Annotated in this window: 17 protein-coding genes and 2 pseudogenes; 10 read left to right on the top strand and 9 right to left on the bottom strand. The window is 69.3% G+C overall.

Annotated elements, in window-relative coordinates; all coding sequences use genetic code 11:
• The 6 genes and pseudogenes from WH85_RS37895 to WH85_RS37870 all read left to right on the top strand — a co-directional run.
• The coding region (locus tag WH85_RS37895; RefSeq protein WP_045746958.1) for a non-ribosomal peptide synthetase at positions 1-694 on the top strand (694 nt) is incomplete at its 5' end.
• Positions 691-2580, top strand: a pseudogene (locus tag WH85_RS47745) (beta-ketoacyl synthase N-terminal-like domain-containing protein); the annotation flags it as partial. The gene WH85_RS37895 and the pseudogene WH85_RS47745, both read left to right, overlap by 4 nt.
• Positions 2581-2770: 190 nt before the next feature.
• Positions 2771-3460 (top strand): annotated as a pseudogene (locus tag WH85_RS37885) (thioesterase domain-containing protein); the annotation flags it as partial.
• Entirely contained in the window at positions 3460-3990 is a 531-nt protein-coding gene (locus WH85_RS37880) for an HXXEE domain-containing protein (protein ID WP_052721095.1), read from the top strand. The pseudogene WH85_RS37885 and the gene WH85_RS37880, both read left to right, overlap by 1 nt.
• Positions 3991-4211: 221 nt before the next feature.
• Positions 4212-5189 carry a hypothetical protein gene (locus WH85_RS37875; protein ID WP_045746956.1) on the top strand — a complete coding sequence of 326 codons (978 nt, stop codon included), beginning with the start codon at positions 4212-4214 and terminating at the stop codon, positions 5187-5189.
• Between the two features lie 172 nt (positions 5190-5361).
• The gene (locus WH85_RS37870; RefSeq protein ID WP_169792543.1) at positions 5362-6000 is read left to right on the top strand and encodes a class I SAM-dependent methyltransferase; all 639 of its coding nucleotides are present in this window, start codon (positions 5362-5364) and stop codon (positions 5998-6000) included.
• Positions 6001-6011: 11 nt separating this feature from the next.
• Here WH85_RS37870 and WH85_RS37865 read toward each other — a convergent pair whose 3' ends face one another.
• From WH85_RS37865 to WH85_RS47740, 3 genes are all read right to left on the bottom strand, one after another.
• Positions 6012-7343, bottom strand: coding sequence for a TIR domain-containing protein (locus WH85_RS37865; protein WP_045746954.1), 1332 nt, complete (start codon positions 7341-7343; stop codon positions 6012-6014).
• A 93-nt stretch (positions 7344-7436) separates the two neighbouring features.
• A complete protein-coding gene (locus WH85_RS37860; protein ID WP_052721093.1) occupies positions 7437-8090 on the bottom strand; it encodes a hypothetical protein in 654 nt (217 codons plus the stop codon).
• Between the two features lie 47 nt (positions 8091-8137).
• Positions 8138-13696, bottom strand: coding sequence for a pentapeptide repeat-containing protein (locus tag WH85_RS47740; protein ID WP_052721092.1), 5559 nt, complete (start codon positions 13694-13696; stop codon positions 8138-8140).
• A gap of 174 nt (positions 13697-13870) precedes the next feature.
• Here WH85_RS47740 and WH85_RS37850 point away from each other — a divergent pair, with 174 nt between their 5' ends.
• Entirely contained in the window at positions 13871-14233 is a 363-nt protein-coding gene (locus WH85_RS37850; RefSeq protein ID WP_157411467.1) for a hypothetical protein, read from the top strand.
• Here the strand turns inward: WH85_RS37850 and WH85_RS37845 are convergent.
• Together WH85_RS37845 and WH85_RS37840 are read right to left on the bottom strand one after the other, a co-directional pair.
• Positions 14185-14457, bottom strand: a complete 273-nt coding sequence (locus WH85_RS37845; protein WP_157411466.1) for a hypothetical protein — start codon at positions 14455-14457, stop codon at positions 14185-14187. The genes WH85_RS37850 and WH85_RS37845 overlap by 49 nt on opposite strands.
• Positions 14458-14623: 166 nt before the next feature.
• Positions 14624-15469 carry a helix-turn-helix transcriptional regulator gene (locus WH85_RS37840; protein ID WP_045746951.1) on the bottom strand — a complete coding sequence of 282 codons (846 nt, stop codon included), beginning with the start codon at positions 15467-15469 and terminating at the stop codon, positions 14624-14626.
• A gap of 122 nt (positions 15470-15591) precedes the next feature.
• Here WH85_RS37840 and WH85_RS37835 point away from each other — a divergent pair, with 122 nt between their 5' ends.
• Positions 15592-16419: an SDR family NAD(P)-dependent oxidoreductase gene (locus WH85_RS37835; protein WP_045746950.1), complete on the top strand. Its 828-nt coding sequence runs from the start codon at positions 15592-15594 to the stop codon at positions 16417-16419.
• Positions 16420-16465: 46 nt separating this feature from the next.
• Here WH85_RS37835 and WH85_RS37830 read toward each other — a convergent pair whose 3' ends face one another.
• From WH85_RS37830 to WH85_RS37820, 3 genes are read right to left on the bottom strand one after another with little or no spacing between them, the layout of a single operon-like run.
• The gene (locus WH85_RS37830; RefSeq protein ID WP_211275573.1) at positions 16466-17323 is read right to left on the bottom strand and encodes a geranyl diphosphate 2-C-methyltransferase; all 858 of its coding nucleotides are present in this window, start codon (positions 17321-17323) and stop codon (positions 16466-16468) included.
• 2 nt (positions 17324-17325) lie between these two features.
• A complete protein-coding gene (locus WH85_RS37825; protein ID WP_045746949.1) occupies positions 17326-18483 on the bottom strand; it encodes a family 2 encapsulin nanocompartment cargo protein terpene cyclase in 1158 nt (385 codons plus the stop codon).
• Positions 18484-18487: 4 nt separating this feature from the next.
• A complete protein-coding gene (locus tag WH85_RS37820) occupies positions 18488-19900 on the bottom strand; it encodes a family 2B encapsulin nanocompartment shell protein (protein ID WP_045746948.1) in 1413 nt (470 codons plus the stop codon).
• Between the two features lie 116 nt (positions 19901-20016).
• On the opposite strand from WH85_RS37820, the gene ispH reads away from it, so the two are divergent.
• Positions 20017-20991 carry a 4-hydroxy-3-methylbut-2-enyl diphosphate reductase gene (gene ispH / locus WH85_RS37815; protein WP_045746947.1) on the top strand — a complete coding sequence of 325 codons (975 nt, stop codon included), beginning with the start codon at positions 20017-20019 and terminating at the stop codon, positions 20989-20991.
• On the opposite strand, the gene WH85_RS37810 is transcribed toward ispH, so the two are convergent.
• Positions 20953-22122, bottom strand: coding sequence for an acyltransferase family protein (locus WH85_RS37810; RefSeq protein WP_245674262.1), 1170 nt, complete (start codon positions 22120-22122; stop codon positions 20953-20955). The genes ispH and WH85_RS37810 overlap by 39 nt on opposite strands.
• A 333-nt stretch (positions 22123-22455) precedes the next feature.
• Here WH85_RS37810 and WH85_RS37805 point away from each other — a divergent pair, with 333 nt between their 5' ends.
• Entirely contained in the window at positions 22456-26931 is a 4476-nt protein-coding gene (locus tag WH85_RS37805; RefSeq protein WP_052721091.1) for a glycoside hydrolase family 2 TIM barrel-domain containing protein, read from the top strand.
• Positions 26932-26964 lie beyond the last annotated feature (33 nt).

Below are 26964 nucleotides of genomic sequence, written 5' to 3'. Positions count from 1 at the left end.
CGTCGCCGGGGACGGTGTCTCGGACGGCTATCTGGGTGATCCGGAGAAGACGGCGCAGCGGTTCCTGCCGGGTGGCTGGTATCGGACCGGTGACCTGGGAAGTCTGCTGCCGGACGGAACTCTGGTCTATCTGGGCCGGGCGGATCGCCAGGTGCAGTTGAAGGGCTATCGGATCGAGCTGGGTGAAGTCGAGGCCGCGCTGCACGCCGTCCCTGGAGTGTCGGAATGCGTGGTGCGGCTCGACGAGAAAGGCGCCGAACCGCGACTCGTCGCCTGGCTCGTCGGCGACGAACTCGACGACCGGACCGTCCGGACAGCGCTGAAACCGCTGCTTCCCCCGTACATGATCCCCTCGCTCTTCTGCCGTCTCGATCGCCTCCCGCTGACCCTCAACGGCAAAGTCGACGACGCGGCCCTGACGATCCCCACCCAGACCATGCGCGCGGTGCCCGCCTCCGTGGTGCCGCACGCCGACGAGATCGCCGAGATCTGGCGGCAGGTCATCGGCATCGACACCCTCTCCTACGACGACAACTTCTTCGACATCGGCGGCACCTCCATGCACGTCGCCGAGATCCACCGCCGCCTCGTCGACCGGTTCGTCATGGACGACATCTCGATGGTCGACCTGTTCGAGTACTCGACCATCAACGCGCTGGCCCGTTACCTGGCCGATCTGAAGGAGTCCCGGTGAACCGCATCGACATCGCCCTGGTCGGCATGGCCGGCCGCTTCCCCGGCGCTGCCGACGTCGCGGAACTCTGGTCCACGGTCGTCGGCGGCCGGGAGACCATCCGGGACCTGACCGAGGACGAACTGCGCGCCGCCGGCGTCGACCCGGACGAGGCCGCCGAGCCCGGCTTCGTGCCGCGCGTCGCCGACCTCGCCGAACCCGACCGATTCGACGCCGGGTTCTTCGGGATGTCCGCCCAGGAGGCACGCCTGACGGACCCGCAGCACCGGGTGTTCCTGGAATGTGCCTGGAGCGCACTGGAGAACGCCGCCCTCAACCCGGCCGACCTGGACGGCAACATCGGAGTCTGGGCCAGCACCAGCATGAGCAGCTACCTGATGAACCACCTGCTCGACGGGACCGAGAGTGAACTCGCGTACCCGATGCTGGTCGGCAACGACAAGGACTTCCTCGCCTCGCGGGTGGCGTACAAACTGGACCTGACCGGGCCCACCGTCGGCGTGCAGACCGCCTGCTCCAGCTCCCTGGTCGGGGTGCACCTGGCCGCGCAGGCGCTGCGGTCCGGCGACTGCGACGCGGCCCTGGCCGGCGGCGTCAGCATCACCCTGCCGCAGAACGCCGGGTACCGGCACAAGACCGGCGGCATCCTGTCACCGGACGGCCGGTGCCGCCCGTTCGACGCCGACTCGGCCGGCACGGTCAAGGGCAACGGCTGCGCGGTGGTCGTGCTGATGCGCCTCGACGACGCCATCGCCGGGCGGTACCCGATCCGTGCCGTGCTGCGCGGCAGCGCCGTCGGCAACGACGGCGCCCGCCGGGCCGGCTTCCCCGCGCCCAGCCCCCGCGGACAGAGCCGGATCATCGCGGAAGCCCTGGACCGGTCCGGGCTGCGGGCCGCCGACGTCGGCTACATCGAGGCACACGGCACCGGCACCGCCCTCGGCGACCCGATCGAGATCCGGGCGCTGACCCGGGCCTACGACGACGGCTCCGACCCGCGCGAACCCACCGCCCTGGGCAGCATCAAAGCCAACGTCGGCCACCTCGACGCGGCGGCCGGAGTCACCGGGCTGATCAAGACGGTGCTGGTGCTGGAACACCAGACCATCCCGCCGCAGGTCAACCTGACCAGCCTGAACCCGGCGATCGAACTGGACGAGGAGCGGTACCGCATCCCGCTGCAGGCCACCGAACCGGAGACGCCGATCGAAGCGGCGGCGGTCAGCTCGTTCGGGCTCGGCGGCACCAACGTGCACTGTGTGCTCGCCGTCGCGCCGCCCGGACGGCCGGTCGTGCCGGACCACGAGCCGCGGCTGATCGTCCTCTCCGCCCGGGACCGGGCCGGCCTGGAACGCACCGCGGGCACCCTGCTCGAACACCTCGCCCGGCACCCCGGCGTGCGGTTCGCCGACCTGTCGTACACCCTGCTGCGCGGCCGGGCCCGGCTGGCCCACCGTCTGGCGTTCGTCGCCCGCGACGTCGCGCACACCCGGCAGATCCTGACCGCGTTCGTCGCGGCCGGTGAGATCCCGGCAGCCCACCCGGACGCCGAACGGTGGCTCGCCGACGGGACCCTGCCGGAGGCGGCCCCGGACGCCCGGCGGATCCCGGTTCCGGGGTACGCGTTCCTGCGCGAACGCCACTGGGCGGAGGCGCAGGTCAAGGGCGGCGCCGGCGGACCGGCCGTGCCCGGCGACGTGGCCGCCACGGTGACCGAGGTGATGAGCCGCCACCTGGGCGTGCCCGGCCTGGACCCGGAAGGGGACTTCTACGACCTGGGCGGCGACTCGATGACCGCCGTGGAGATCGTGGCCGAACTGCGGGAACGACTCGACCGGGACATGTCGCTGCAGGACTTCGAGAACCTGCGCAGCCCGGCGTCGGTGATCCGGTTTCTGACCGCGCCCGCCGACCCGTCCGCCGAGCCGATCGAGGTCACCGCGATGCCGCGCCGGCGCCCGCTGGCCGTCGCCGAACGACTCCGGGTCGGCAGCGGCACGCCGATCTTCTTCTTCCCCCCCGGCCGGCGGTACGAACTTCTGCTACTACCAGCTCGCCCGGCACCTCGACGGCACCGATCCGCTGTACACCCTGTCGTTCCCGATGGAACGGCTCGAAGAGGTGGCGAGCATCCGCGTCCTGGCCGAGCATTTCATCGACGCGATCCGGGCCGTTCAGCCCGAGGGCCCGTACCGGCTGGCCGGATATTCTTTCGGGGGGAACGTCGCGGTCGAGGTGGCGCTGCGGCTGCGGGCCTTCGGACAGAAGACGGAGGACCTGATCATGTTCGACGCGCACCCGCCGGAGGCGTACGTCGGTGGACGCATCGACGAGAGTGATGTGCTGGCCGCCTTCCCGCTGCTCATGCAGCAGATCTTCGGCATCACCGTGGACCCGGCGGCGGACCCGCCGGCGAGCGTGGACGAGGCGCTGAGCCTGCTCCGGCTGCCCGGGGCGGCATCACAGGTCCTCGGCGACTACCGGCGGTTCATGCGGGTGTGGCAGCACAACCACAGTGTCCTCAAGCGGTGGTACCCCGACGAGACGTACGACGGACCGGTCACCATCTTCGAGGCCAGCGACGCGGAGGACGCCGAACTGCTCGACCGGCTGCGCATCAAACGGGTCGGCAAGGGGCCGTGGCGTACCCACCTGACCGGCACCCTGCGCATCGAACCGGTGCCGGGTGACCACTACACGATGTTCGCCGACCCGTCGAACGTGAAGGCACTCGGCGAGGCCTGGAACCGGGTGCTGGAGGTCTGATGTCGATGGTCACCGCGAACCCCACCCGTACCGACCGGATGCCGCTGCTGGTGACCGCCGGCCTGTTCCTGGCGTGGTGCGTGCACGACGCCGAGGAACTGGCCACCGTCGGCGCCACCACCTCCGAGGTGAGCGACCGGCTGCCGTCCGCGGTGGCCGAACGGCTGGCGTCGACGACGCCGGGGGAGTTCGCGGTGGCCGTCGCCCTGGTCGGCGTGGTCATGGCGGTCGCTGCCGCCGACGGCATCCGCACCCGGGGCCGCGGATTCCTGTTCCAGCTGGGCGTCCTCGGCTTCGGCGTGCACGGCGTGGGCCACATCGCCTCGGCGGTGCTGCTGGGGGCTTACACGCCGGGGGTGGTGACGTCGGTCGTGGTGGTCGTGCCGTACAGCGTGGCGGCGGTGCTCTGGCTCCGCCGCCGCGGCCTCACCGACGGCCGTCGCCTGCTCACGGCGGCCGTCGTCGGGGCGCTGCTGTTCGTGCCGGTCGTCGCCCTGGCCCGCCTGGCCGCCTCCTTCCTGGTGGGCTGATCCGCCGCCGATCATGTCCGCCGGGCAGCGGGTGGTCAGGGCGGCGGCTGCGCCCGGCCTGTCCGATCGCGGAAATAGCGACATTTCTCGGGTCTGACCTGATTTGTGGTCACCATGATTTGGTGCGATTCAGCGATTGTGATTGTCTGGCGCACAAATGGTGACTGTTTTTCGGGAGCGGTGCGACGATGAATGGATCTCCGCAGCACCTCCGTCGGCTCGTGAAGAACTTTGCGATCGGGTTCGCCACCCTGATCGTTCTGGCTGGCGGTGTCGCGCTGGCCATGCTCGACAAGAAGGCGGGCGCTGACGTGATTCTGTCGGCGCTGGGCGTGAATCTTGTGGCTAGCGCGTTGTTCGCACTGATCTTCTCCTTGATCGCGGGCCGGATTCAGGATGCGATACTGCAGCAGAACTTCCGAGAGGGCATCGATGAGATTGCGGAGAAGGTTGTCGATAAGATCGAACAGCTGAATCAGCTGTTCCTGCCGGATGCCACGTATCCGGCGATCAATCCCGTGCCGGATGACTTCGGGGTTCGATACAACCGTGATCTGACCGAAAATCTCACTCGATCGAGTGTCTGTTATTTCCGGGGGACGAGCGCGTGGTTCGTCAGTATGCGTCTGAGGGAGTCGGTGCATCGTCCTCAGACGGTCAGAATCGCGATCCTGGACCCTGGTGACGAGCAGGCCCTCAACCGGCGGGTTGCGGACCGGGTCGCGCGACAGCCGGACCGGAGGGGTGATGCCCTCGACGACGGGCGGAGATCGCTAGTGGATGAGATCCTCATGTCCGTCGTCGCGCTCTTCGATTGTCGAAAATCGATACCGGTGGAGATTGTCTACGATGGCGACTCGTCGGTTCATCGTTATGAGATATACAGCGACGCTCTCTACCTGTCCTGGTTTCACGGTCCGCAGTCCGCCGAGAGTGAGCTGCCGCAGTCATATCGGTTCGGGCCGGAATCCTTCATCTACAAGACCCTCGATCTCGACTTCAGCAGGCGCTTCGAGTCTTCTCCGAAGCGTTATCGTTTCGATGGTGGCGTCGACGACGATTTTTTGCCGCGACACCTGACCGAGTTGACCGGTGTCGAGGTGTCGACGGACAAGATATCCGCTTTGCGGGAGGGCTACGCCGAACAGATCAAAAATTTCCGACATTTCCTGATAAATACTCGAAAGTATAATAAGTGAGGTCGAGTGGCGGCAAGTCGACAGTTCGCTCCATGAAGTGGCTGCTATCGTTTGCGCCGAATGGTGCACCGTCACATTCTTACGGGAGCCGAATGTGAACAGGACGAACGCGGATTCCGTGTCGAATGCCGCGCGGGCTGCAAATCTAGAACTGTACGAGCAAGCGTCGACCGTGTCGGGATACGTCCTGAGTCGTTATCACGCCAAACGGCGGGAACTGGCTTCCGGCCTGCTGGCCCGATCGCTGGCATCGATGCCGACGGGGCCCCTGCTCGAGATCGGCAGTTCCGCCGAGAGCCTCATCCCGTCCCTCTCCGGCCGGCAGGTGATCACGTCTGACATCTCGCTGGGCGCGCTGTACGAAGCCAAAGCCGCCGGAGTATGCCTCAACGCGGCGAACGGGCTGCCGTTTCGGGACGCGTCCGTCGCTGCGGTGGTCTCCGGTGAGCTGATCGAGCACATCTTCGACGTGCGCGCCATGGTCGAAGAGTTCCGCCGGGTGATCAAGCCGGGTGGGGTGCTCGTGCTGACCACACCGAATCTCGCCACGTTGCAGGACCGTCTCCGGTTCCTCACCGGGGCGTCGCCGCGGCAGGTCGACCCGCTGCATCCCTATCTGCACCTGCACATCCGGCCGTTCACCGCGAGCGCGTTGCGCCGCCTGCTGCGCACCTGCGGGTTCGAGGTGACCGCTCTGCGGTCGAACTTCGTGGGCTGGGAGTGGAACGGCCACTGGTTGGAGTGGCGCTGGCCGGCCCGGCTGGTCCCCGGCATCGGCGGCTCGCTGATCGTGGCGGCACGCCGGCGGTGACGGCGCCGGACTCACAGGTCGTCGGTCTCGACGGTAGTGCCGCTGTCCCCCCGGATCAGAGTGATCAGCCGGCCCGGCCCGGCCGTCCCCGACGTGTGGCCGGTGGCCAGCAGATCCAGTGGGCTGCTGAGGAGGCCGGCGTCCGTGATCTCGTGGTGGACCAGGCCGACGCGCAACCAGCCCTCGTCCGTCTCGGCGGCCAGGGCGTCGGCGAACCAGCGCGCCTGTTCCTCGCCGATCGTGCCGTGTTCACCGTGATCCGTGTGGCTGACCATCATGGTGGAGTTGACGGCCGCGACCGCCAGCCGTAACTCGGGAACCGTCATCAGGCCCCACGGACGGCCCTCGAGGAACGGGAGTGGGATGCCGTCGGCGTACAGCTGTCGCAGGAAGCTGAGATAGTGCCGCCACTTCGGCCAGTACGGGATCTCCGGCTCGACCTCGTCTGCCTCGCAGTTCGCGAAGTAGGCCCGGCACGCTGCCTCGTTGATGTCGTGCGACCCCGGGACGACGGCTACCCGGTCCGCCTCCAAGCCGAGCGTTCCGCGCAGGTCGGAGAGCATCTCCAGTGCCGCCTCGAACTCCCGCAGGCTGCCGGTGCCGGTGATGTCACCGGCGATCAGCAGCATGTCCGGGGCCACCCGGCGATCCGGCGGGAGCCGGTCCAGGGCACCTACCACCTCGGTGGCCACCCGTTTGGCCTGGAGCTGGGGCGGGGCCTGGCGCCGGTCGAGGCGGGGTCCGGCCAGGTGCAGCAGTCGGACGGCCCGGCCGGGTGGGCGTACCTGGACGGGACGTCGGTGGTGGGCGAGGCGGGCCGCGTGGTCCGGAATGTGCGGGAGGAAGCCCGCGGCGGCGCCGGGCAGCCGGGGGAATCCGGGATCGGCGGCCGGTTTGGCCCGGCCGTTCATCGCCGCACGAATCCGGCCCAGCAGCAACTGCCGGGCGGTGTCCCGGTCGCCGACCGGGACCAGGTCGACGAAGGTGATGGTGGCGAGCAGGCCTTCGAGGGGGAAGTCCTCGATCCGTACGGTGATCAGACGGCTGCCCGGATCGTGGGGTGAGCGGCGGATCGCGGCCTGCCACTCCAGCCGTCCGTAGGTGGAACGCATGTAGTTGCGGGAGAGCACCGCGATCACCGCGATCGACGTGCTGACCCCGCGGTCCATGAAGTCGATGAAGTTGGTGCCTGGGACGAAGTCCCAGGCCTGCAACATCGTGGTGTAATCGGCTTTCTCCAGTTCCCAAGCGATCCAGGTGGCCCATTGTTCGTCGGCCGGGCTGTAGCTGATGAAGAAGTCAACGCCCTTGATGGATCGACTGGCGTCATCGCCCAACGTCATGGCCACAGTGTGTACGACACTGCGGCGGCGGGCGCCGGGAGGAATTTCCGCTTGCCGGTCGGCGGCGGTTCTCCGCGGCCGGGGAGTGAATCCTCAGGCCACCGATCCGGAGAGGGCCGGGCGAAGTCGCAGTACTTCGCCGGCCACCCGCCGGGCCTCCTGGTGACCCAGGCTCCGGCGGATGACGCGGTGCGGCCCGAGGGCGGGGGTGCCGAGCGTGATGTCGGTTTCGCCGGGGACCATCCGGCCCAGCACCAGGGTCACCGACACGGTGGCGCCGCTGGAGACCGAGGCGTGGAAGTGGCCCGCTTCCAGCTCGTACGACTCGCCCGCGGCGTAGGTTTCCGGCTCGTCGCACCGGACGTCGGTGAACACCGCGGTGGGTTCGAGGGTGTCCTCGTATCCCCTGGTCAGTGCCGTGAACTCGCGGAACCGGTCGCCGGGGACGAGGGTGATCCGCTGGTTGCCGACCGAGCCGGCCAGGATGTGGCTGAGCAGGTGCCAGCTGTGGCAGTGGTAGCGCGAGGTGGTGGGGCCGGCGCTCTTCTCATCGGTGGACCAGTAGTGCAGGCAGACGCCTTCCGGGCTGTCGTCACGCACCAGAGGCAGGCAGACGAAGCCGAGCGGATGGCGGACGGCGTCGAGGGAGGTCCGGCCCTCGGCCAGGTCCTCGAGCACCGGGGCGATCCGGTCCCAGACCCGATCCGGAGTATTCCGGATCGCGTTGTCGAGAAGGGCGTACAGCATGACGGTTCGTTCTCCTCGCGGATGAATGATGAGAGTGCGTGAAACTGTCAGAGAATTGATTGCTCGGGAAGCATCCGGAGGGACGCGGAAAGAGATTTGTCAAGGTCGCCTGGATTGAAACGGCACAAACCGACGATATGCCAGAAGTCGCCACGGTCCGCGGCCCGGTCGGACGACATCTTGTACCGTCCGTCCGGGGTGTACGCGGCCCACTCCGGGCCCAGACCGAGCAGCGTCGCGGCCAGAACCGGCGCGTCGCCGTCCAGCCGCCACAACCGGGCGGTGCCGTCGTCGCCGCCGCTCGCCAGCAGCCGGCCGTCCGGGCTGAACGCGACCGACCAGACCCGGCCCTCATGCCCGGTGAGGCGGTGCAGCAACCGGCCGTCGACGGCCGACCAGATGTCGACGGCGCCGCCGTCGCCCCCGGTGGCGAAGGACCCGCCGCCGGGGTGGAACGCGACAGACCACATCTCGCCGGTCAGCCCGGCGACCTCGAACAGCGCCTCGCCGGTGTCCGTGTTCCAGAGCCGGGCCCGTCCGTCGCTGGCGGCACTTGCCAGGATCGTCCCGTCCGGGTGGAAGGCGATGGCCACGATCCGGCCGCCGTGCCGAGCCAGGGTCCGGGTCCTGGTCGTCGTCGTGACGTCCCAGAGGTGGAGGTAACGGTCGTCGCCGCCGATGGCGAGAGTGGTTCCCCTGGGGCTGAAGGCCAGCGCCTTGATCCGCCCGGCCTCCGGACGGAGCACGGTAACGGTCCGCCCGGTCGCCGGGTAGATGAGCTGGACGGTGTCGTCGTCGTTGGCGGTGGCCAGTTGGTTGCCGTCCGGGGCGAACACCGTGGCGGAGACGCTGTCCGTGGTGGCCGGGCCGAGGTGCCGTCCCTCCTCGCCGGTGATGGCATTCCACAGGTAGATGTTGCCGTCGTTGCTCGCCGTCGCCAGCATCTGCTCGACAGGGGAGAACACCGCCGCATTCAACCGGTCCGGCGAATGTCGCAGCGCCAGCTGCTGGGTGCCCGTCCGCGGATCCCAGACCCGGACCGAGCCGTCGTTTCCACTGACCGCCAGCATGGTGCCGTCGTGGTTGAAGGTCACACCGCGGACCCGGCGGCCGTGTCCCTTGATCTCTTTGAGGAAGTTGCCGGTCGTGGTGTCCCAGATCTTGGCGGTGAAGTCGTTGCTGCTGGTCAGCATCCGTGGCTCGGACGGATGGAACATGATCGGCCACACCGAGGCGTTGTGTGATCGCTCCAGGTTGAGCACCTGCTCCGCGGTGTCGGCATCCCACAGCCGGACGTTTCCGTCGCTGTCACCGGTAGCGAACCGTCGCCGGGCCGGGCCGAAGGTCACCCGGTAGACGGCGCCGCTGTGCGACGGCAGGTCGTGCTCGCGAACACCACCCCGTCCGTCGAAGACCCACTGCCGGACCGTGCCGTCGACGGACGCGCTGATCAGATAATCCCCGGAGGGGTGGAAGTCGAGGGCGTAGATCGAACCGCTGTGACCCGGCAGCCGGTGCATCAGCTCCCCGGTGACCGGATTCCACAGTCGAACCGTGCCGTCACCGCCGCCGGTGGCCAGCATGTCGCCGGCCGCGTTGAACCGGAGCCAGTACGTGACACTGCCCTCGGTGTCCAGCAGGTGCCGGAGACGCCCGGTCCGGGCGTCCCAGATCCGCGCGCTGACGCCCTCCTCGCTGTCGTCCCCGACGGCCAGCAGGTCGCCCGCATTGGTGAACGACGCCGTCCAGATCGGCGCGGTGTGCCCGGTGCCGGCCCAGCGCAGCGTGCCGGTGGCGACGTCCCAGACCCGGATGACCCCGTCGCCGTCGCCGGAGGCCAGGAGGCGGCCGCCGTAGTCGAAGAGTAGGGGCCAGGCCCATTCCGCATGCCGGTCGAGCAGATATCGGGTGACGCCGGTCGCGGTGTCCCACAGGCGGACGCTGCCGTCCAGCGACCCGGTGGCCATCACCCGGTCCTCCGGGTTCGGGGTGAACACGACGACGTGGGCTCGGTCGCGGTGCCCGGCGAGGGTTCGCAACGGTTCACCGTCCACGGCGTCGCAGAGCAGCACGCTGCCGTCCTCGTTCCCGATGCCGATCAGCGAGCCGGTGGCGTCGTACGCCACCGGACGTGGCACCCGGCCGTCCTCGAAACCGAACATGACGCCGATCTGGTGCGGCCTGGTCGCGACCTCGATCGGCCGGCGTCCTGGAAGGACCGCGGCGCCGGCGTCCTCCGCCTCGTTCACCACGCTGCCCGCCGACCGGATGAGCGACGTGCGCAACCATCGGGTCCGGTCGGTCCGGGCGCCGGTGAGGTCGGCCTCGACGAGCCGTGCCTGGGACAGGTCGGCCCTGCTCAGGTCGGCGTCGCGCAGCTGCGTCCGGGTCAGCCGGGCCCGGGTGAGGTCGGCGCCGGTCAGATCGGCGCCGGAGAGGTTCGCCCCGTCGAGCACCGCACCGGTCAGGCGCGCGTCGCGCAGGATCGCGCCGTTCAGTTCGGTGCCGACGAACCGGACGTCGGCGAGGTCCGCACCGGTCAGGTCGACACCCTGCCAGCTGCGATAGGACAGGTCCTGCCCGGCGAGCGAGATGCCGCGCATGTTGTGGCGGCCGGACAACTCGAGCCGGGCGATGCAGTTGCCGGCGTTGGTGCGGGCGAGGCCGCTCGCCGAGTCGTCGTCGAGCACCGCCGATGCCCACTGCTGCAGCAACCGTGCGTCGGCGAGGTCGCTGAGGAAGTCGACGGTCAGCGGCGTGAGCAGCTGGCGGCTGAGCGACGGCAGATCGGCCGGGTCGGTGGACTGGTCGAGCTCCTCGGTGACGCGCTTGGCGATCAGCCACTCCATCACCGAACTGTGGATGAAGCCGAACATGCCCTCCTCGGTGCGGACCAGCAGACTGCCGGCGCCGAGTGCATGGGTGACCTGCTCGGCGGAGAGGTGCGACGCGCCGGCCAGCCGGTCCAGCGTCGACGAGGCCAGAGTGCCCAGCTGCTCGGTGTCGACGAGTTCGCTGCCGGTCTCCCACATCCGCAACGCCAGGGTGCTGACCGCGAGCCACAGGTCGGTGATGCCGAGGCCGGCCGGGACGCCGGGGATGTCCTGGGTCCGGCGTTCCTCGTAGCGCATCCAGAAGGTGAGGATCTCCTGATAGAGCAGGGCGGCACTCATCGCGCCCTGCGACTGCACGATCGCCTGCAGCCGTTCCTCGTCGATGCCCGCGATGAAACTGAGCATCCGGGGGTTGGCGGCGAGCCGGGCCAGACTGGGGATGCCCTCTATCAGGCGCAGCCGGTTGTCCGCCGCGGCCGTGTCCTGGTTGTAGCGTCGCAGCAGGACCTGGTGGATCTGCTCCCGGGACAGGTCGGACAGGGTCAGGATCTGGCGCTGCGGCAGCGAGCCGAGGCGCTCGCCCATCGCGGTCAGCACCTGACGGTGTGTGCGGAAGTGCTGGGTCCGGCTGGCGACGATGACCTTCGCCTGTTGTTGGGCCGCGCCGAGCAGGGTCTGGAGGTGATCGGCGGCGCGGTCGTACGTCGCGCGGGCGACCAGTTCGTCGAAACCGTCGAAGATCAGCACGATGCGGCCGTGCTGGTGCATGTAACGGAAAGCGTTGAGGTCGATCACCGACTGCCCGTGGTTGGCCAGATGAGCGGCCACCAGTCCCTCGATGGAGTGCGCCTTGTCGAGGGCCCGGAGCTCGATGAAGATCGGGATGAGGGTGGGGAGCTTGTGCGGGAGACGCCGGGCCAGCTCACGCAGCGCGAAGGTCTTGCCCCGGCCGAAATCGCCGAGCAGCAGGATGAAGCTGCCCTCGTCGCTGTCCAGGATCTTGATCAGGTGGGTCAGCAGGTCGTCGTCCTCGACGGCGGTTCCCCGGGTGTCGTCGGTGAAACGTTGCGGCACGTACGTGCTCGGGGCGTAGCTGGGGTTGGCGGCCAGGCGTGCGGTCTGTGCCGTGACGTACCGGTCGAGGTCGAGGATGCCCTGCAACTCGACGAAGCTTCGCAGGTGCACCTTCCGGAAACGCGCGTAGTCGCGGAGATCCTTGGGCGGTGCGAACTGCCGGTAGACGAACTCCGCCCGGGCGTTGCCGGCCAGCTGGACCTGGCCGACGAAGTCGTCGATGGTGGATCGGTCGAACGGCCCGTCCTCGGCGCCGATCCGAAGTTGATGGATCAGGCCGCCCTCGCGGTAGGTGACCCGCACGTACGGTGACGCACCGGTGAAGCCCTTGATCTGCGCGTCCCGGTCGCGGGCCCGCCAGATGTCGGCGATCTCGTCGAGCAGAACCTCCCGGGACGGGCGCGGCCGCTCCTCGTCGGCGACGGGGCGGGGGAGACCAGCCGGGGACCAGTCGGCGCCCGCCCCGGCGGCGGGTGCGGTCACCGTCATCGGGCGGGAGGCGGAGGTCGGGAAGGCGGCCTGTGCCGACCGCCACGCCATCGGTGCCTCCTCGGTCCAGGACAGGCCGGTGGCCGTGTCCGCCGCCGGGGCGCCGGGCCGCACCACGCGAACGGCCCGCCGGATGCCGGCCGAGGTGATCTGAAGAATCGTGTAGGTGAGCGCGCCGGCGGTCTCCTCCGTGGCGTCGCTCAGCCGTCCCGAGGCCGACACCGGCAGACCGGACACCAGGGTGGTGAGCCGCTCCTGCGGGCCGGTGGCATGGCCGTGCACCAGCAGGTTGAGCCTGGAAGCGAGGATCTCGTCCAGCAGGGCGGCGTCGCGGAGGTGATCACCGGGGGAGACCGCGGCCGGCACCGGCCGGTGGTGCACCAGGCCGATCCGGAACCAGCCGTCCTGTTCGTAGGACTCGAGATGATCGGCGAACCAGCGGCACTGCTCCTCGCCCATGCTGCCGTGCCGGTCGGTCATCAGGTGACTGTCGTCCATGGTCGTGTTGATGCCGGCGATCACCAGCCGCAGCTCCGGGATCCGGAACAGGCTCCACGGCTGCTCCGGTTCCATCCGGACGTTCTGCCCCGCGTCGGGCCACTGCTGGAAGACCGTCTCGAAGAACCGCCATTTCGGCCAGAACGGCGCGACGGGCTCCATCTCGTCCGCCTCGCGGTCGGCGAAGTAGGCCCGGGAGGCAGCCATGTTGACGTCACGGTCACCGGGGACCACAGCGATCCGGTCGAAACCGGTGCCGACGTGCCGGCTCAACCGGGTGAGGAACGCCTGGACCTGCTCGAAGTCGCGCCGCCCACCGGCCCGGGACAGGTCGCCGGCGAGCAGGACCAGGTCGGGCCGCAGCCCCTCCGGAGACTGGCGGACGCGTTCCAGATCCTCCCAGAGGGCCTCGATGAGTGCGTCGCTGCCCTCGGAGCCCAGGCGCAGGTCGGAGATCTGCAGCAGGGTGAGGGTCGGCTCGCCGCGCAGCTGATCCACGCTTACGCCGAGCGCGCGGGCGAGGATCTCGACCTCCGCGATGCCGATGCTCCGGCGCAGATTGTTCTCGATCTTGGAGATTCGGACGCGGTCCAGCGTGGGCGGGCCGTATTTAGCGCACTCGTCCGCGAGGCGCTGGGCGGACCACCCGCGGTCCTTGCGCAGACGTTGAACGCGGCTTGCCACGATGCGGTTGACGTCAGGCTGTCCCATCACGTCTCCCCTCGGTTGACAGTGACTCTAACGTCGCCTGTTCCGATTAGGAACAACATTGGCATGCTCCCAGTGTCAAGTTGCTCCGGAATCGCTTGGCTTCGGAGCGTGACGAGGCTCATGATGTGACTAATCCACGTGCATGAGCTCACCAGGGCCCAGGGAGGACATGCAATGGCAGAACCGCCGACCTCGGGGGAGGAGGCGTCGAACCGGCCCCGGCGTCCGCCGTCCGGGGCGCGCGGCGTGCGCCGCGGAACGCCACCGGTCGACCATCGTGATGAGCAGAACCGCATCGAGCACCTGCGGATGGAAAACGACGCCGCCGCTCACCGTTACAACCGGCTCGCCTGGCACGCCCTGTTGCGCTGGCTGGTCTCGCTGGGCGGGATCGTCCTCTTCATGGGCGCGATGGTGCTGCTCGAGCGGCTCGCAAACGACCCCGACGTCACTGCCGTCCTGGTCGGGACCGCCCTCGGGGGAGCCGGTTATGCGGCCCGGTCGCTGTTGTCCCGAGGCGGGCCGTCCACTCGCTGATCGGATGCGGACGGTGCGGCCAGGCGCTGCAACAGGGGAGTGGTCCAGGCCAGAAAGCCGACGGCGACCGCCGCGCTGGCCAACCCGGCCAGCAGGGGGCCGAAGGTGGCCGGCGCCGTCAGGCGGGCGGTGACGAGACCGGCCACGACGCTGATCCCGCCGATCCCCGCCAGGCCCCCGATCAGCACCAGCCAGCGCGGCGGACTAACCCGGTCCATGGACACGCGTTGACATTAGCGCCATTGAATGGCACTGCACAGTCGGATCTCGGTAACGGCGCGAACATGGGCACACCGGCCCGCCGTGATGGCACGAATGTCAGGGTGCGACGACGCCGGTCACCATGGCCACTAGGGTGTCGAGCAGGTCCTCGGCCGACCTGCGCAAGCATTATCCGGCGGTCTCCGCGGCGTAGAGGGCGAGCAGGCGCAGGTTGTCGTCCGACGGGCTGCCCGGGTCGGTGGTGTAGATGAACAGGGTCTGGTCCTCGTCACCGGGCAGGGTCAGGGCCTCGTAGCGGATGGTGATCGGGCCGACCGCGGGGTGCAGCATCCGCTTGGTGCCGTGCGTACGCTCGTGCACCGCCCGCCCGTTCCACCAGGTCCGGAACTCCGGGCTCTTGATGGTCAGCTCGCCGACCAGTTCGCTGAGCCGCGGGTCGTCCGGATACCGCCCGGCGTACAGCCGCAGTGTGCCCACCACGTCGGCGGCCACCGCCGGCCAGTCCGGGTACGCCGCGCGGGCCGCCGGGTCGAGGAACACCCAGCGGGTGTAGTTGCGGTGTTTCGGCGGGAGTGTCGTCCAGTCGGTGAGCAGCGCCTTGGCCAGGGTGTTCGCGTAGAGCACGTCGGTGCGCCGGCCGATGACGAACGCCGGGTGCCCGGTCATCGACGCGATCATCTGTTGCATCGCCGGGCGGACCCGCTGGGCCGGCGGGGTGGTGTCGCGGTGGCGCGGCGGGTGGGCCAGGTCGGCGAGGTGCGCCCGGCCGGCCTGGTCCAGGCCGAAGACCCGGCTCAGCGCTTCCAGCACCGCCTCCGACGGGCTGCTGTGCCGGCCCTGCTCGAGCCGGGTGTAGTAGTCGACGCTCACGCCGGCGAGTTGGGCCACCTCCTCGCGGCGCAGGCCGCGGACCCGGCGGGTGGCGAGCGTGCCGCCGGCCGGGACGCCGGCCTGGTCGGGGGCGGTGTCCGTCCGGCATCGGCGCAGGAAGTCGCCCAGGTCCGCGTGCGTCATGCCTCCATCGTGACGCCGCCGGAGCCCGGTGGACAGGGCCTGGGTGGGCATGGCGTTCCCCGGCACGGCTGGGCCGGTCCGGCGGTGTCCGCGGGCCCCGGCCCGGACGCAGGATTCCCGGCATGAACTGGTTTGTCACTGGAACGTCCCGCGGTCTCGGCCTGGAGCTCGTCACGCAGCTCCTGGACCGGGGCGACAGCGTCACCGCCACCACCCGCTCGGCGCCCCGCCTGCTCGGGGCGCTGGGTGTCGAGAACCACGAGCGGCTGCTGCCGATCGAGCTGAATCTCGCCGACGAGCGGGCGGTCGCCGCCGCCGTCGCCGCGGCCGGCGAGCGTTTCGGCCCGGTCGACGTGGTGGTCAACAACGCCGGCTACGGCTTCCTCGGTGCTGTCGAGGAGGTCACCGACGCCGAGGCGCGGGCCATGTTCGACGTGCAGGTCTTCGGGGTCTGGAACGTGTTGCGCGCCGTCCTGCCCGGGTTCCGGGAGCGCCGGGCCGGGCACGTCGTCAACGTCTCGTCGATTCTCGGGCTGACCGCCTTCCCCGGCTGGGGTCTCTACTGCGCCGGCAAATACGCCCTGGAGGGCTTGACCGAGTCGCTGGCCGCCGAGGTGGCGGAGTTCGGCATCGAGGTCAACCTGGTGGAGCCGGGTTACACCCGGACCGACTTCCTGCGGACCCACTCGCTGGGGTTGCCGTCGAGCACGGTCGAGGGGTACGCGGCGATCCGCGAGATGACCACCGCGCACCTGGCGATGCCCGGCACTCAGCTGGGCGACCCGGTCAAGGTGGCCGCCGCGATCATCGCGGTCGGCAGCGGGGGAGGCGCCCCGCTGCATCAGCTGCTCGGTTCGGACTCCCACGGCCTGGCCCAGGCCCGGATCAAGGCTCTCACCGAGGATGTCGAGGCGGGCCGGGCGCTGGCGCTGGGCACCGACGTCGGATAGGCGGAAGGCGCGGCCGGGCTCTCCCGGCCGCGCCTTCGGCGAAGGATCAGATGCGGTCAGCGACGATCATCAGGTAGTGGAAGCTGCCTTCCTTGTACGCGGTGAGGAACGGCTCCTCGATGCCGGTGGCGACCGACGACTTCGCGCGCAGCTCCCAGTACGGGATGGTGGCCGCGGTCAGGTCGATCACGTTGATCGGGACCAGTCCGTTGTCGGCCAGCGCCCTGAAGTACGCGCTGCGCGGGTGGATGTCGCAGGTGTAGTGCTCGTTGATCCGGCTGACCGACTTGGACCGCAGGCCGGTCACGTCGTTGGCGCATCCGGTGATGCACACGTACCGGCCGCCGAAGGTGAGCAGCCGGGCGAACTCGCGGTACAGGTCCTGCAGGTCGACGTACATGGTGGTCTCGTTGGTCCAGATCGCCTGCCGGGAGCCGGTCTCCAGCTTGCTCTCCAGCATGTTCCGGAAGTGGAAGCGGACCTTGTCGGCCACCTTCCGTTTCGCGGCCTGCTCGTTGGCGAACCCGACCTGGTACTCCGAGATGGACACGCCGTCCACCTCGCAGCCGAACCGCCGGTTGGCCATGATGCTGGTGCCGCCCCGGCCGGAGCCGCCGTCCAGGAGTTTGTGGTGCGGCTGGATCGGGCCGAGATGGTCGAGCAGCAGGTCGGCCTGGGCGCTCTCCAGCCGGTGCAGCTCGGCGATGATCCGCTCGTCGCGGGTGTCCGCCGGGCCCTCCAGCACGCTCAGGTCGGGCTCGCCGACGCCGTAGTGGTGGTGGTAGAGGTCGTCGACCTCGCCGAGGCGCAGGTTGACCGGGTCGATGCGGTTGGTGTTCCAGTACTCGGCGACGGACTTCTCGAAGTTCGTCCGCAGGACCGGGCTCTCGATCGTGCTGGTCATGGTCAGCTCCCGTCGTTGGTGGAGGAAGAAGCGGTGTTGTAGCGGCCGGTGGTGGCGTGCCACCGCCGGCTGCCGCCCAGCCAGGCCCAGGTGTCGGCCAGGAAGCGCCGCAGGTTCGGCGATCCGGTCGCGCTGAGCTGGGCGGCGAGCGAGACGAACGTCTGCATCAGCTCGTTGTGGATCTCGACCGTGCGCAGGACGGCCTCCCGCCTGCTCAGGCCCTCGTTGGCGATCAGGACCGTGGGCAGGTTGAAGTCGGTGTCCGACTCGCTCGATCCCGAGTACAGGTCGTTGACGAGCACCGCGGCGTTGCCGGCCGTGGTGAACGCCTTGCGGACCTGTGGGTGGTAGAACTCGTGCGCGGGCAGCTCGTAGCCGGCCAGCACGTCGATCAGGATCATCGGCGGCAGGTAGCTGTTGAGATGCCGTTGGACGAGGTACTCCCAGACCTCCGGCGTCCGGCGGTTGACGTGCCAGTCCGCCTCCTGGGTCCAGGCCAGGAAGAGGGTGGCCATCTGGTGCTGGAAACGGCCCAGCTGGGCCGTCGACGCGTACCGGGACAGGTGCTCGACGGCACTGCGGAAGGCCTCCGAGATCGGCTGCATCCGGTGGTACTCGTCCAGGTCCATGCCGTATCGCGGCACGAGCTGGGCCGGGTCGATCACCGTCAGCAGGTTGGCCAGGCGTGAGCCGACCACTGCCGGGTCGGCGCCCAACTCCACCTCGTCGATGTAGTAGTCGTCGGTGGCCCATTCGGCGACCAGGCATTTGGTGGCCGCGAGCAGCCGGTCCGGGTCGTTGACCGCCGGGTGGGCGAGGGTCATGTAGCGGCCGAACTGACACGACCGCAGCTTGTCCAGCCGTCCGGGATAGATGCCGACCTGCTCGGCCCACGCCACCACCTGGTCGTCGACCAGGTCGGCGAGGAGCGGGTCCTCGCGCAGCGCGCCGGGGCAGAACAGTTCGCCCGGGACCGGGCCGGCCGCCAGCGGCCCGAGGAAGGCCCGGGCCGCCGACGTGCCGACCCCGCCGGGCCGGCTCCATCCGGGCGGAACGAGCAGGCTCAGATCACCTGGTGGAGCGCTGTCCAGGTTGGTGAGGATGGCGGACGCGAGTTCCTCGGTGCTGGACGGCGCGGCGCTCAGCGTCGCGGTGGACACGGCGTCAGTGGGAGAGCTCGACGTGTTCGAGCACCCCGACCGCGTCCGGCACCAGGATCGCCGCCGAGAAGTAGGCGCTCACCAGGTACGACATGATCGCCTCCTCGCTGATGCCCATGAAGCGGACGTTGAGGCCGGGCTGGTACTCGTCGGGCAGGCCGGTCTGGTGCAGGCCGATGACGCCCTGGTCCTGCTCGCCGACCCGCATGGCGAGGATGGACGTGGTGTGCGTGTCGCTGACCGGGATCTTGGAGCTGGGCAGGATCGGCACGCCGCGCCAGGACACCGGGACGGTGTGCCCGTCCATCTCCACCGGCGGCGCGTAGATGCCCCGGCTGTTGCACTCCCGCCCGAACGCGGCGATCGCCTTCGGGTGCGCCAGGAAGAACTTGGTCGAGCGGCGCATGCTGAGCAGCTCGTCGAAGTCGTCCGGGGTGGGCGGGCCGCCCCGGGTGTGGATGCGCTGCCGCAGGTCGGCGTTGTGCAGCAGGCCGAACTCGCGGTTGTTGATCAGCTCGTATTCCTGGCGCTCGCGCAGCGCCTCGACGGTCAGCCGCAGCTGCTGCTCGAGCTGGTTCATCGGCTCGTTGTAGAGGTCGGCGACCCGGGTGTGGACCCGCAGGACGGTCTGCGCGACGCTCAGTTCGTACTCGCGCGGGGCGAGCTCGTAGTCGACGTAGGTGCCGTCGAGGGGGTGCTCGCCCTTGTGGCCGGCGGCGACCGCGATCTCGGCCTCGCCGTGCTTGTTCTGCGGCCGGCGGGCCTTGTTGCGGAAGTTCTCGACGTGGTTGCGCAGCAGGTCGCTGTTCGCGGTCAGCTCGCGGAACGCGGTCCGCGGCATGACCAGCAGGGTCACCGCGGTCATCGCCCGGGCGGTGTAGTCCCAGATCGACTCGTCCTCGATCAGGATCTGCTCGCCGAACGTCTGGCCGTCGGCCAGCACTCCCAGGCTGACCGGGTCGCCGTACGCGCCGACACCGATCTTGTCGACCTTGCCGTGCGCGATCAGGTAGAGGTTGTCGGCCATCGAACCGAACTCGACGATCGACTGGCCGGGCTCGAACTCCTGCTGGACGAAGCGGCCGGCGATCGCGCCGAGCAGTTCCTCGTCCTCGATCGCGGTGAGCAGCGCCAGTTCACGCAGCTCGACCGGGACGACCTGCACGGTGGCGCCGGTGTTGGTGAAGGTGATGCGCCCGTCGCCGAGTTGATATGTCATTCGCCGGTTCACCCGGTAGGTACCGCCGTTGACCTCCACCCAGGGCAGCTTGCGCAGCAGCCACCGGGAGGTGATCTCCTGCATCTGCGGCACCGATTTGGTGGTGTGCGCCAGGTTCCGCGCTGCGGCGGTACTGAGGCTCTTGCGCTTCTGGTGCTCCTCCTGGAGCTCCTCCGGCGTTTTCAGGGAACTAGTCATGTGAGGCCCCGTTTCATACTGAATGTGGGCTTACGTCATGGCCGTTCTATCCCAGATCAGGCCCGGTTTGTCGGTTTTTGCACATATGGGCCTACTGGACCCTAGGCTCGGTGATCATGGAAGCCTCGGTCCCCGGCGGCGTCGCCCGCACGGTCGTACTCGCCGCTCCCCGATCCTTCTGCGCCGGTGTCGAGCGCGCTGTCGACATGGTCGAGCAGGCGCTGCGCCTGCGCGGGGCGCCCGTCTACGTACGCCGTCAGATCGTCCACAACACCCACGTCGTCACCGGCCTCGAGGCGCGCGGCGCGATCTTCGTCGACGAGCTGGACGAGGTGCCCGACGACGCCACGGTGGTGTTCTCCGCACACGGCGTCGCCCCGGCTGTGCGGACCGAGGCGGCCGACCGTGGACTCGACGTGATCGACGCGACCTGCCCGCTGGTCGCCAAGGTGCACACCGAGGCCCGCCGGTTCGCCGCCCGCGGCGACACCGTGCTCCTGATCGGGCACGCCGGGCACGACGAGGTGGAGGGCACCCTCGGACAGGTCCCCGGGATCCGGCTGGTGCAGGACGTGGCCGAAGCGCGGGAGGTCGCCGTCGGTGATCCGCGCCGGGTGTCCTACCTGACCCAGACCACCCTGGCGGTGCAGGAGAGCGACGCCGTGGTCGACGAGCTGCGGGCGCGGTTCCCGGAGCTGGCCGGACCGGACACCGACGACATCTGTTACGCCACGACCAACCGGCAGGAGGCGGTGGCCGCCATCGCCGACGAGTGCGACCTGGTGCTGGTGGTCGGCTCGGCGAACTCGTCGAACTCGCTGCGCCTGGTCGAGGTGGCGCAGCGCCGGGGCGTCGACGCGTACCTGATCGAGGACGCCGGCGACGTACGCCCGCAGTGGCTGGACGGGGTGCGGGCGGTCGGGCTGACCGCCGGGGCGTCGGCGCCCCCGCACCTGGTCGACGAGGTGATCGCGAGACTCGCCGGACTCGGGCCGGTGACCGTCACCGAGCGCCGCACCAGCGAGGAGAACATCGTCTTCGTCCTGCCCCCGTCACTGCGCCCGGCCGGAGGGGACGGGACGGGGCTTTGACTCGTACACCGGAAGGTTCTGATGGGGTAGCGGCCGCTCGGACGCGGAGATGGCGTCGAGACTCTGGCGCAACGAGGTCTTGAGGGCGCCGGCCAGCGGGCGCTCCAGGAAGCGGTGCACCAGCCAGGACACCCCCAGCATGAGCACGATGGTGGCGAGGACCAGGACCCGGACCGGCAGCGTGGTGTGCTCGTAGGCGAACCGGATGATCGTCTGACCGATGTTCAGGTGCAGCAGGTAGAACGGGTAGGTCAGCGCACCCGCGACGGTCAGCCAGCGCCAGGTGATCCGGTCGGTCCAGCCGAGGGCGACGGCGAGCAGGATCGCGTAGGACCCGGTGATGATCAGGATCGCCGGCCAGTCCGGCACGTCGAACCCCGGGTTCAGCGAGGCGACCCGCTCCTGGACCCGGGCCACGCACACCAGCCAGGCCATGCCGGTGATGCCGAAGAGCAGCGGGCTCGGCCCGAACCGGTGGATCAGGTAGAGCGCGATGCCGCCGATGAAGTACGGCGCGAAGTCGCTCATCACCAGGAAGTCCACCGCCGGGCTGCCCAGTTGCGGAGCGATCACCGCGGCCGTCATCCAGACCGCGCAGAACAGCACCGCCCGCCGGTAGGTCAGTCCCCAGATCAGCACCACCCCGATGATCAGGTAGAAGCGCAGCTCCACGAAGAGCGTCCAGTAGACCCCGTCGACCAGCGGCACCCCGAGCGGCTGCTGGAGCATGGTCAGGTTGGCCAGCACGTCACCCAGTGACGGCGGCTCGTGCAGCAGCGGGAACATCACCCCGATGCTCGCCGTGATCAGCACCGCCGCCCAGTACGCCGGATAGAGCCGGCTGACCCGGGACACGAAGAACGCGCCGAGGCCGCGGCCCCACGTGCTCATGCAGATCACGAACCCGCTGATCAGGAAGAACAGCTCCACGCCGAGGAATCCGTAGATGGTGGCGTGCACGGTGTCCGGCAGGAAGTACTCCGGGACGCGGGATCCGTCGATGCGCCAGGCAACCGTGTAGTGGTAGGCGGCCACGGCCAGAGCCGCGATCAGGCGAAGCCCGTCGATCGCGGCCAGACGGGGATTGCCCCGGGCAGATGTCCTGGTCAATGGCATGGTCGGCTCTCGCACGCGGGGAAGGCTACGGAACCTCGGCCGACACGGACAACCCGGCTTCGTGCCACGCCCGGATTGTCAGCCGGTCATTGCGCAGTGTCCTGGTCTCGACTTCCCCCATCCGGTGACCGGGAAACGCTGTTCGATCGACCCTGTTCCATGTCGGCTGCTGCTGTTGTAACGTCACATTTCTTCGATCGTGTTCGTTTCTGGTCGAACATGTTTCCGGTGTGATCAGGGAGTGGTCATGCACTTGCGCGCCCTATCCGGATTTTTGGCGATGAGTCCGGCGTTCTGGGTCGCGTCGGCGGCCTCCATGATCGCGGTTTACGCTAAGGCGGTGCCCGCGTGAAGTTCGCTCTGGTCCTGGCCCTGGTCGCCGGACTGTTCTCGGTGCCGTCAGCAGCCGCTGAATCCGACGTCTACCGCTATCTCGAAGACCCCGGGATGACCGGGGAGGGTCAGCAGGAACCGCACGTCGACCTCCGGCCGTACGCGGACGTGGCCACCTCGGTGAAGGACGCGACCGAGCACGCCGCCGCCTCGCCGTGGATCGCCAGCCTCAACGGCAGCTGGCGGATGAAGCTCTACGACAAGCCGGAGGACGTCCCGTCCGGCTTCTCCGCCGCCGGCTACGACTCGTCGGCGTGGCCGAGCGTGACCGTGCCGCACACGTGGCAGTCGGACTTCATCGACCACCCGATGTTCCGCAACATCCCGGAGGAGGTCTGGCCGGACGACCCGCCGAACATCCCCCGCGACGTCAACCCGACCGGCGCGTACGTGAAGACCTTCGACGTCCCGCGGAACTGGGACGGCGGACGGATCTTCCTGCGGTTCGAGGGCGTCACCAGCGGCTGGTTCCTCTGGGTCAACGGCGAATACGCCGGGTACGACCAGGGCGGCTACACCCCGGCCGAGTTCGACGTGACCGATCTGGTCAAGGCCGGCCGCAACAGCATCGCGGTCCAGGTGCACCGGTGGGGATCCGGCAGCTACCTGGAGGACGTGGACCAGTGGCGGTACAGCGGCATCTTCCGGGACGTGTGGATGTACCGGACCGAGACGGTGCGGCTGCGCGACGCGTACATCACCAGCGATCTCGACGACGATCACCGGGACGCGCGGCTCTCGGCCCGGGTCGACGTCGCCCGCGCGGCCGGCACCGCGGCGGACGGTTACACCGTGCGCGGCACCCTACGGGACGCGGCCGGCAAGACCGTGCTCACCACCAGCCAGCCGGTCGTGTTCACCGGTGACGCCACCGGCACACGGGTGACACTGGGCGCGGACGTCAGCGATCCGGCGAAATGGACCGCGGAGGAACCGAACCTCTACACGCTCGGGCTGGAGCTGCTCGCCCCCGGCGGACGCGCGGCGCACATCGCCGCGCAGGCGATCGGGTTCCGGGACATCGCGATCCGCGACAGACAGTTGCAGGTCAACGGGGAACGCATCTTCGTCAAGGGCACGAACCGCGCGGACACCGATCCGGACACCGGCCGGCAGTCCACCCGGGAACGGCAGCGCAGCGACGTCTTCCTGATCAAACGGCTGCACATGAACGCCGTTCGCACCTCCCACTACCCGTCCGATCCCCACCTCTACGACCTGGCGAACAGGTACGGGTTGTGGATCGACGACGAGGTCGACATCGAGACGCACGCCCACGAGGACTGCCCGCAGGACTGCCTGGCATCGCGGCCGGAATGGGCGGCCGCCTTCGCCGACCGGTTCGCGGCGATGGTGGCCCGGGACAAGAACCACCCGAGCGTGCTGATGTGGGACACCGGCAACGAGGCGGGACTCGGGACCGCGCACTACACGATGGCGCAATGGGCGAAGGCCAACGAGCCGACCCGGCCGCTCTACCACCAGTCGAACCAGCCGGACGGTGACGCGCCGTTCGCGGACGTCAACGGCCCGCGCTATCCGACGCCGACGTCGTTGCTGGCCAAGGCCCGTGCGGCCACCAAGCCGATCATCATGGGCGAGTACGCCCACGCGATGGGCAACAGCATGGGCAACTTCGACGCGTTCTGGGAGATCGCCCGGACCGAACCGTCGGTGCAGGGCGGGTTCATCTGGGACTTCGCCGAACAGAATCTGCGGCAGCCCCTGATCCACACGCCGTCCGGGAACGGGATTCAGGCATTCCTGGTCGGTAAACCGACGGTGGTCGACGGGCATCAGGGTAAAGCGCTCTCGTTGTCCAGCCTCGACGATTTCGTGGACGTGTTCCGGGACCGGCGGCTGGATCTGACGTCGTCGGCGACGCTCGATGCCTGGGTGAAGCCGGGGCAGTGGGCCGGGTCGTTCCCGATCGTCACCAAGGGCCAGGCCTATGCGCTGCAGATGGCGTCGTCGTCGCGTCTCGAGTTCCGGATCGGGGACGCTGCTGTCTCGGCTGCGGTGCCCGACGATTGGTATTCGGAGTGGCACCGGGTTTCCGGGGTGTACGACGGCTCCTTGTTGAAGCTTTATATAGACGGTTTACTCATAGCTTCGATCGACAAATCCGGAAAAATCGACCCGGGGTTGTATGAAGTCAATATCGGGCGAAATGCTGAGACGCAGCAGGACAGTCTGGAAGGCCGGACCGCCCGGGGGATCATCGACTCCGTGCGGATCTACGGGTCGGCGCTGACCGATGACCAGCTCGCGGCCGACCCGGCGTCCGGGGCGGTCCTCGCGCTCGACTTCGACCGGTTCGACCGGCGCGGCGACTTCCTCAGCCTCGGCATCAGCCTGTCCGGAACCGACGGCATGGTCGGCTCCGACCGGACCCTCCAGCCGGAGACCGCCGAGGTGGCGTGGGCGCACTCGCCGGTGCGGTTCAGCTATGCCGACAAGGTGTTGACGGTCCACAACGAGCAGGCGACCGGGACGTTGCCGCTGCGGCTGGACTGGGCGGTGAAGGAGGTCGACCGGGTTCTGAAACGGGGCGGCCGTCCGTTGACGCTCGCACCCGGCCAGACCGTCACCGTGCCGATCCCGTCCGCCGGCGCCAACGCGGGGGACCGGGAACGCTGGCTGGACGTATCGGTCACGACCGTTTCCGATCTGCCGTGGGCCAAGCGTGGCTGGACGTTCGCCCAGGATCAGTTCGCTCTCGGCGGTCAGGTCGTACCAGGGATCGTGTCGGTCAGTAGAAATGGCACGCCGCGCCTTTCCGCCGCCGGTGACGTGATCACGGTCCAGGGCGAGGGCTGGCGCTACCGGTTCGACGACGGCTCGCTCGTCTCGCTCGCCGACGACGGCCGTGAACTGCTGAGATCCGGCCCGGCGCTGGACGTGTACCGGCCGCCGACCAGCAACGAGACCTACAGCTGGGGCACCGCTGACCGGACCCTGTGGCACGCCGCGGGCCTCGACGACCTGCACTACGCGGTCTCGTCGGTCACCTCGGCGATGTCCGGCCGCGACGCGGTGATCACGGTCGAGAGCACCGCGACCGGAAACGATCTGGAGTTCCGGCAGACGCAGACCTATCGCATCGACGCGGCGGGGACGATCACCCTCACCCACCAGGTGCAGGGCTCCGGATCGAGACTGGCCGGCCTGCCCTACCTGCCCCGGGTCGGCGTCGCCATGAAGGTCCCGGCAGATCTTTCGACCTTCGCCTGGTACGGGACCGGGCCGCAGGAGACGTACAACGACCGGCAGAGCGGGGCGACCGTGGACGTCTGGAAGTCCACGGTCGACGAGCAGTACGTCCGGTACTCCCGGCCGCAGGCGTACGGCAACCACACCGGCACCCGCTGGGCCACCCTCAGCGACGGGCGGGCCGGGATCCTGGTCGGCAGCCCGGCAGGGGAGTCCCTGGACGTCAGCGTGACCCGCTACGACGACCTGGACCGTGCCGAGTACGACCACCAGCTGCCCCTGGTCCGCAACAGGGACTGGGTCACGCTGCACGCGGCCACCGGCGAGACCGGCATGGGGGAGACCCCGAACTCGGTGCAGTCGCAGTACCGGGTGTCGCCGACCGCGGCGTACCGCTACGACCTGGTGCTCCGTCCGTTGACCTCGAAGGAGGCCCGGGCCGGCGGGGTGGTCGACTCCACAGCCGACGCGCCCTGCCCACCGGACGTGGCGCTCACCGCCCCGGAGGAGATCACCGCCGGCGTGCCGACCCGGGTCGCGGTGGCCGTCACGGAGCGGTGCTCGGACGGCCTGCGTGACGTGTCGGTGCAGCTCGCCGCTCCGGACGGCTGGACGGTCACCCCGGCCGGCGACCGGGCCTTCGACGTCACGGCGCCGGCCGGGGCGGACTGGGGCGCGCACACGCTGACCGCCACGGTCACCTCGGCCACGCCCGCCGGGTTCGTCAGCACCGTCACGGCCGCCGCCACGGTCCGCACGCCGCTGCCCGCCGGCGGCCTCTGGGTGAGCGACCTGCCGTTCGCCGCCGAGACCAACGGCTGGGGGCCGGTCGAACGCGACCGCAGCAACGCCGAGCAGACCGCCGGTGACGGCCGGCCGCTGACCATCGGCCGCACGGTGTACGCGAAGGGGCTCGGGGCGCACGCCGTCTCGGCCGTCACCGTGGACCTGGCCGGCCGCGGGTGCACGTCGTTCCGGTCCGACGTGGGCGTGGACGACGAGATGGGCTCCTCCGGTTCGGTGGTCTTCGAGGTGTGGGCCGACGGCGTCCGTAAGGTCGCGTCGTCGGTGCTCACGGGTTCGGCCGGGGCGGAGCCGCTCGCGGCGGACGTCACCGGGGCGTCCCGTCTGGAGTTGCGTATCACGGACGCCGGCAACGGCAACGGCGCCGACCACGGCGACTGGGCCGCGGCGCGTCTCCTCTGCTCCTCCTCCTGAGGGTGTGCCGGTGCCGTCACCACCGTCCGGTGG

This window comes from Actinoplanes rectilineatus (assembly GCF_000962825.1).
Classification (GTDB): domain Bacteria; phylum Actinomycetota; class Actinomycetes; order Mycobacteriales; family Micromonosporaceae; genus Actinoplanes; species Actinoplanes rectilineatus.
The sequence above is the reverse complement of the archived record's forward strand: the minus strand, read 5'-3'. Positions and strand labels throughout refer to the sequence as shown.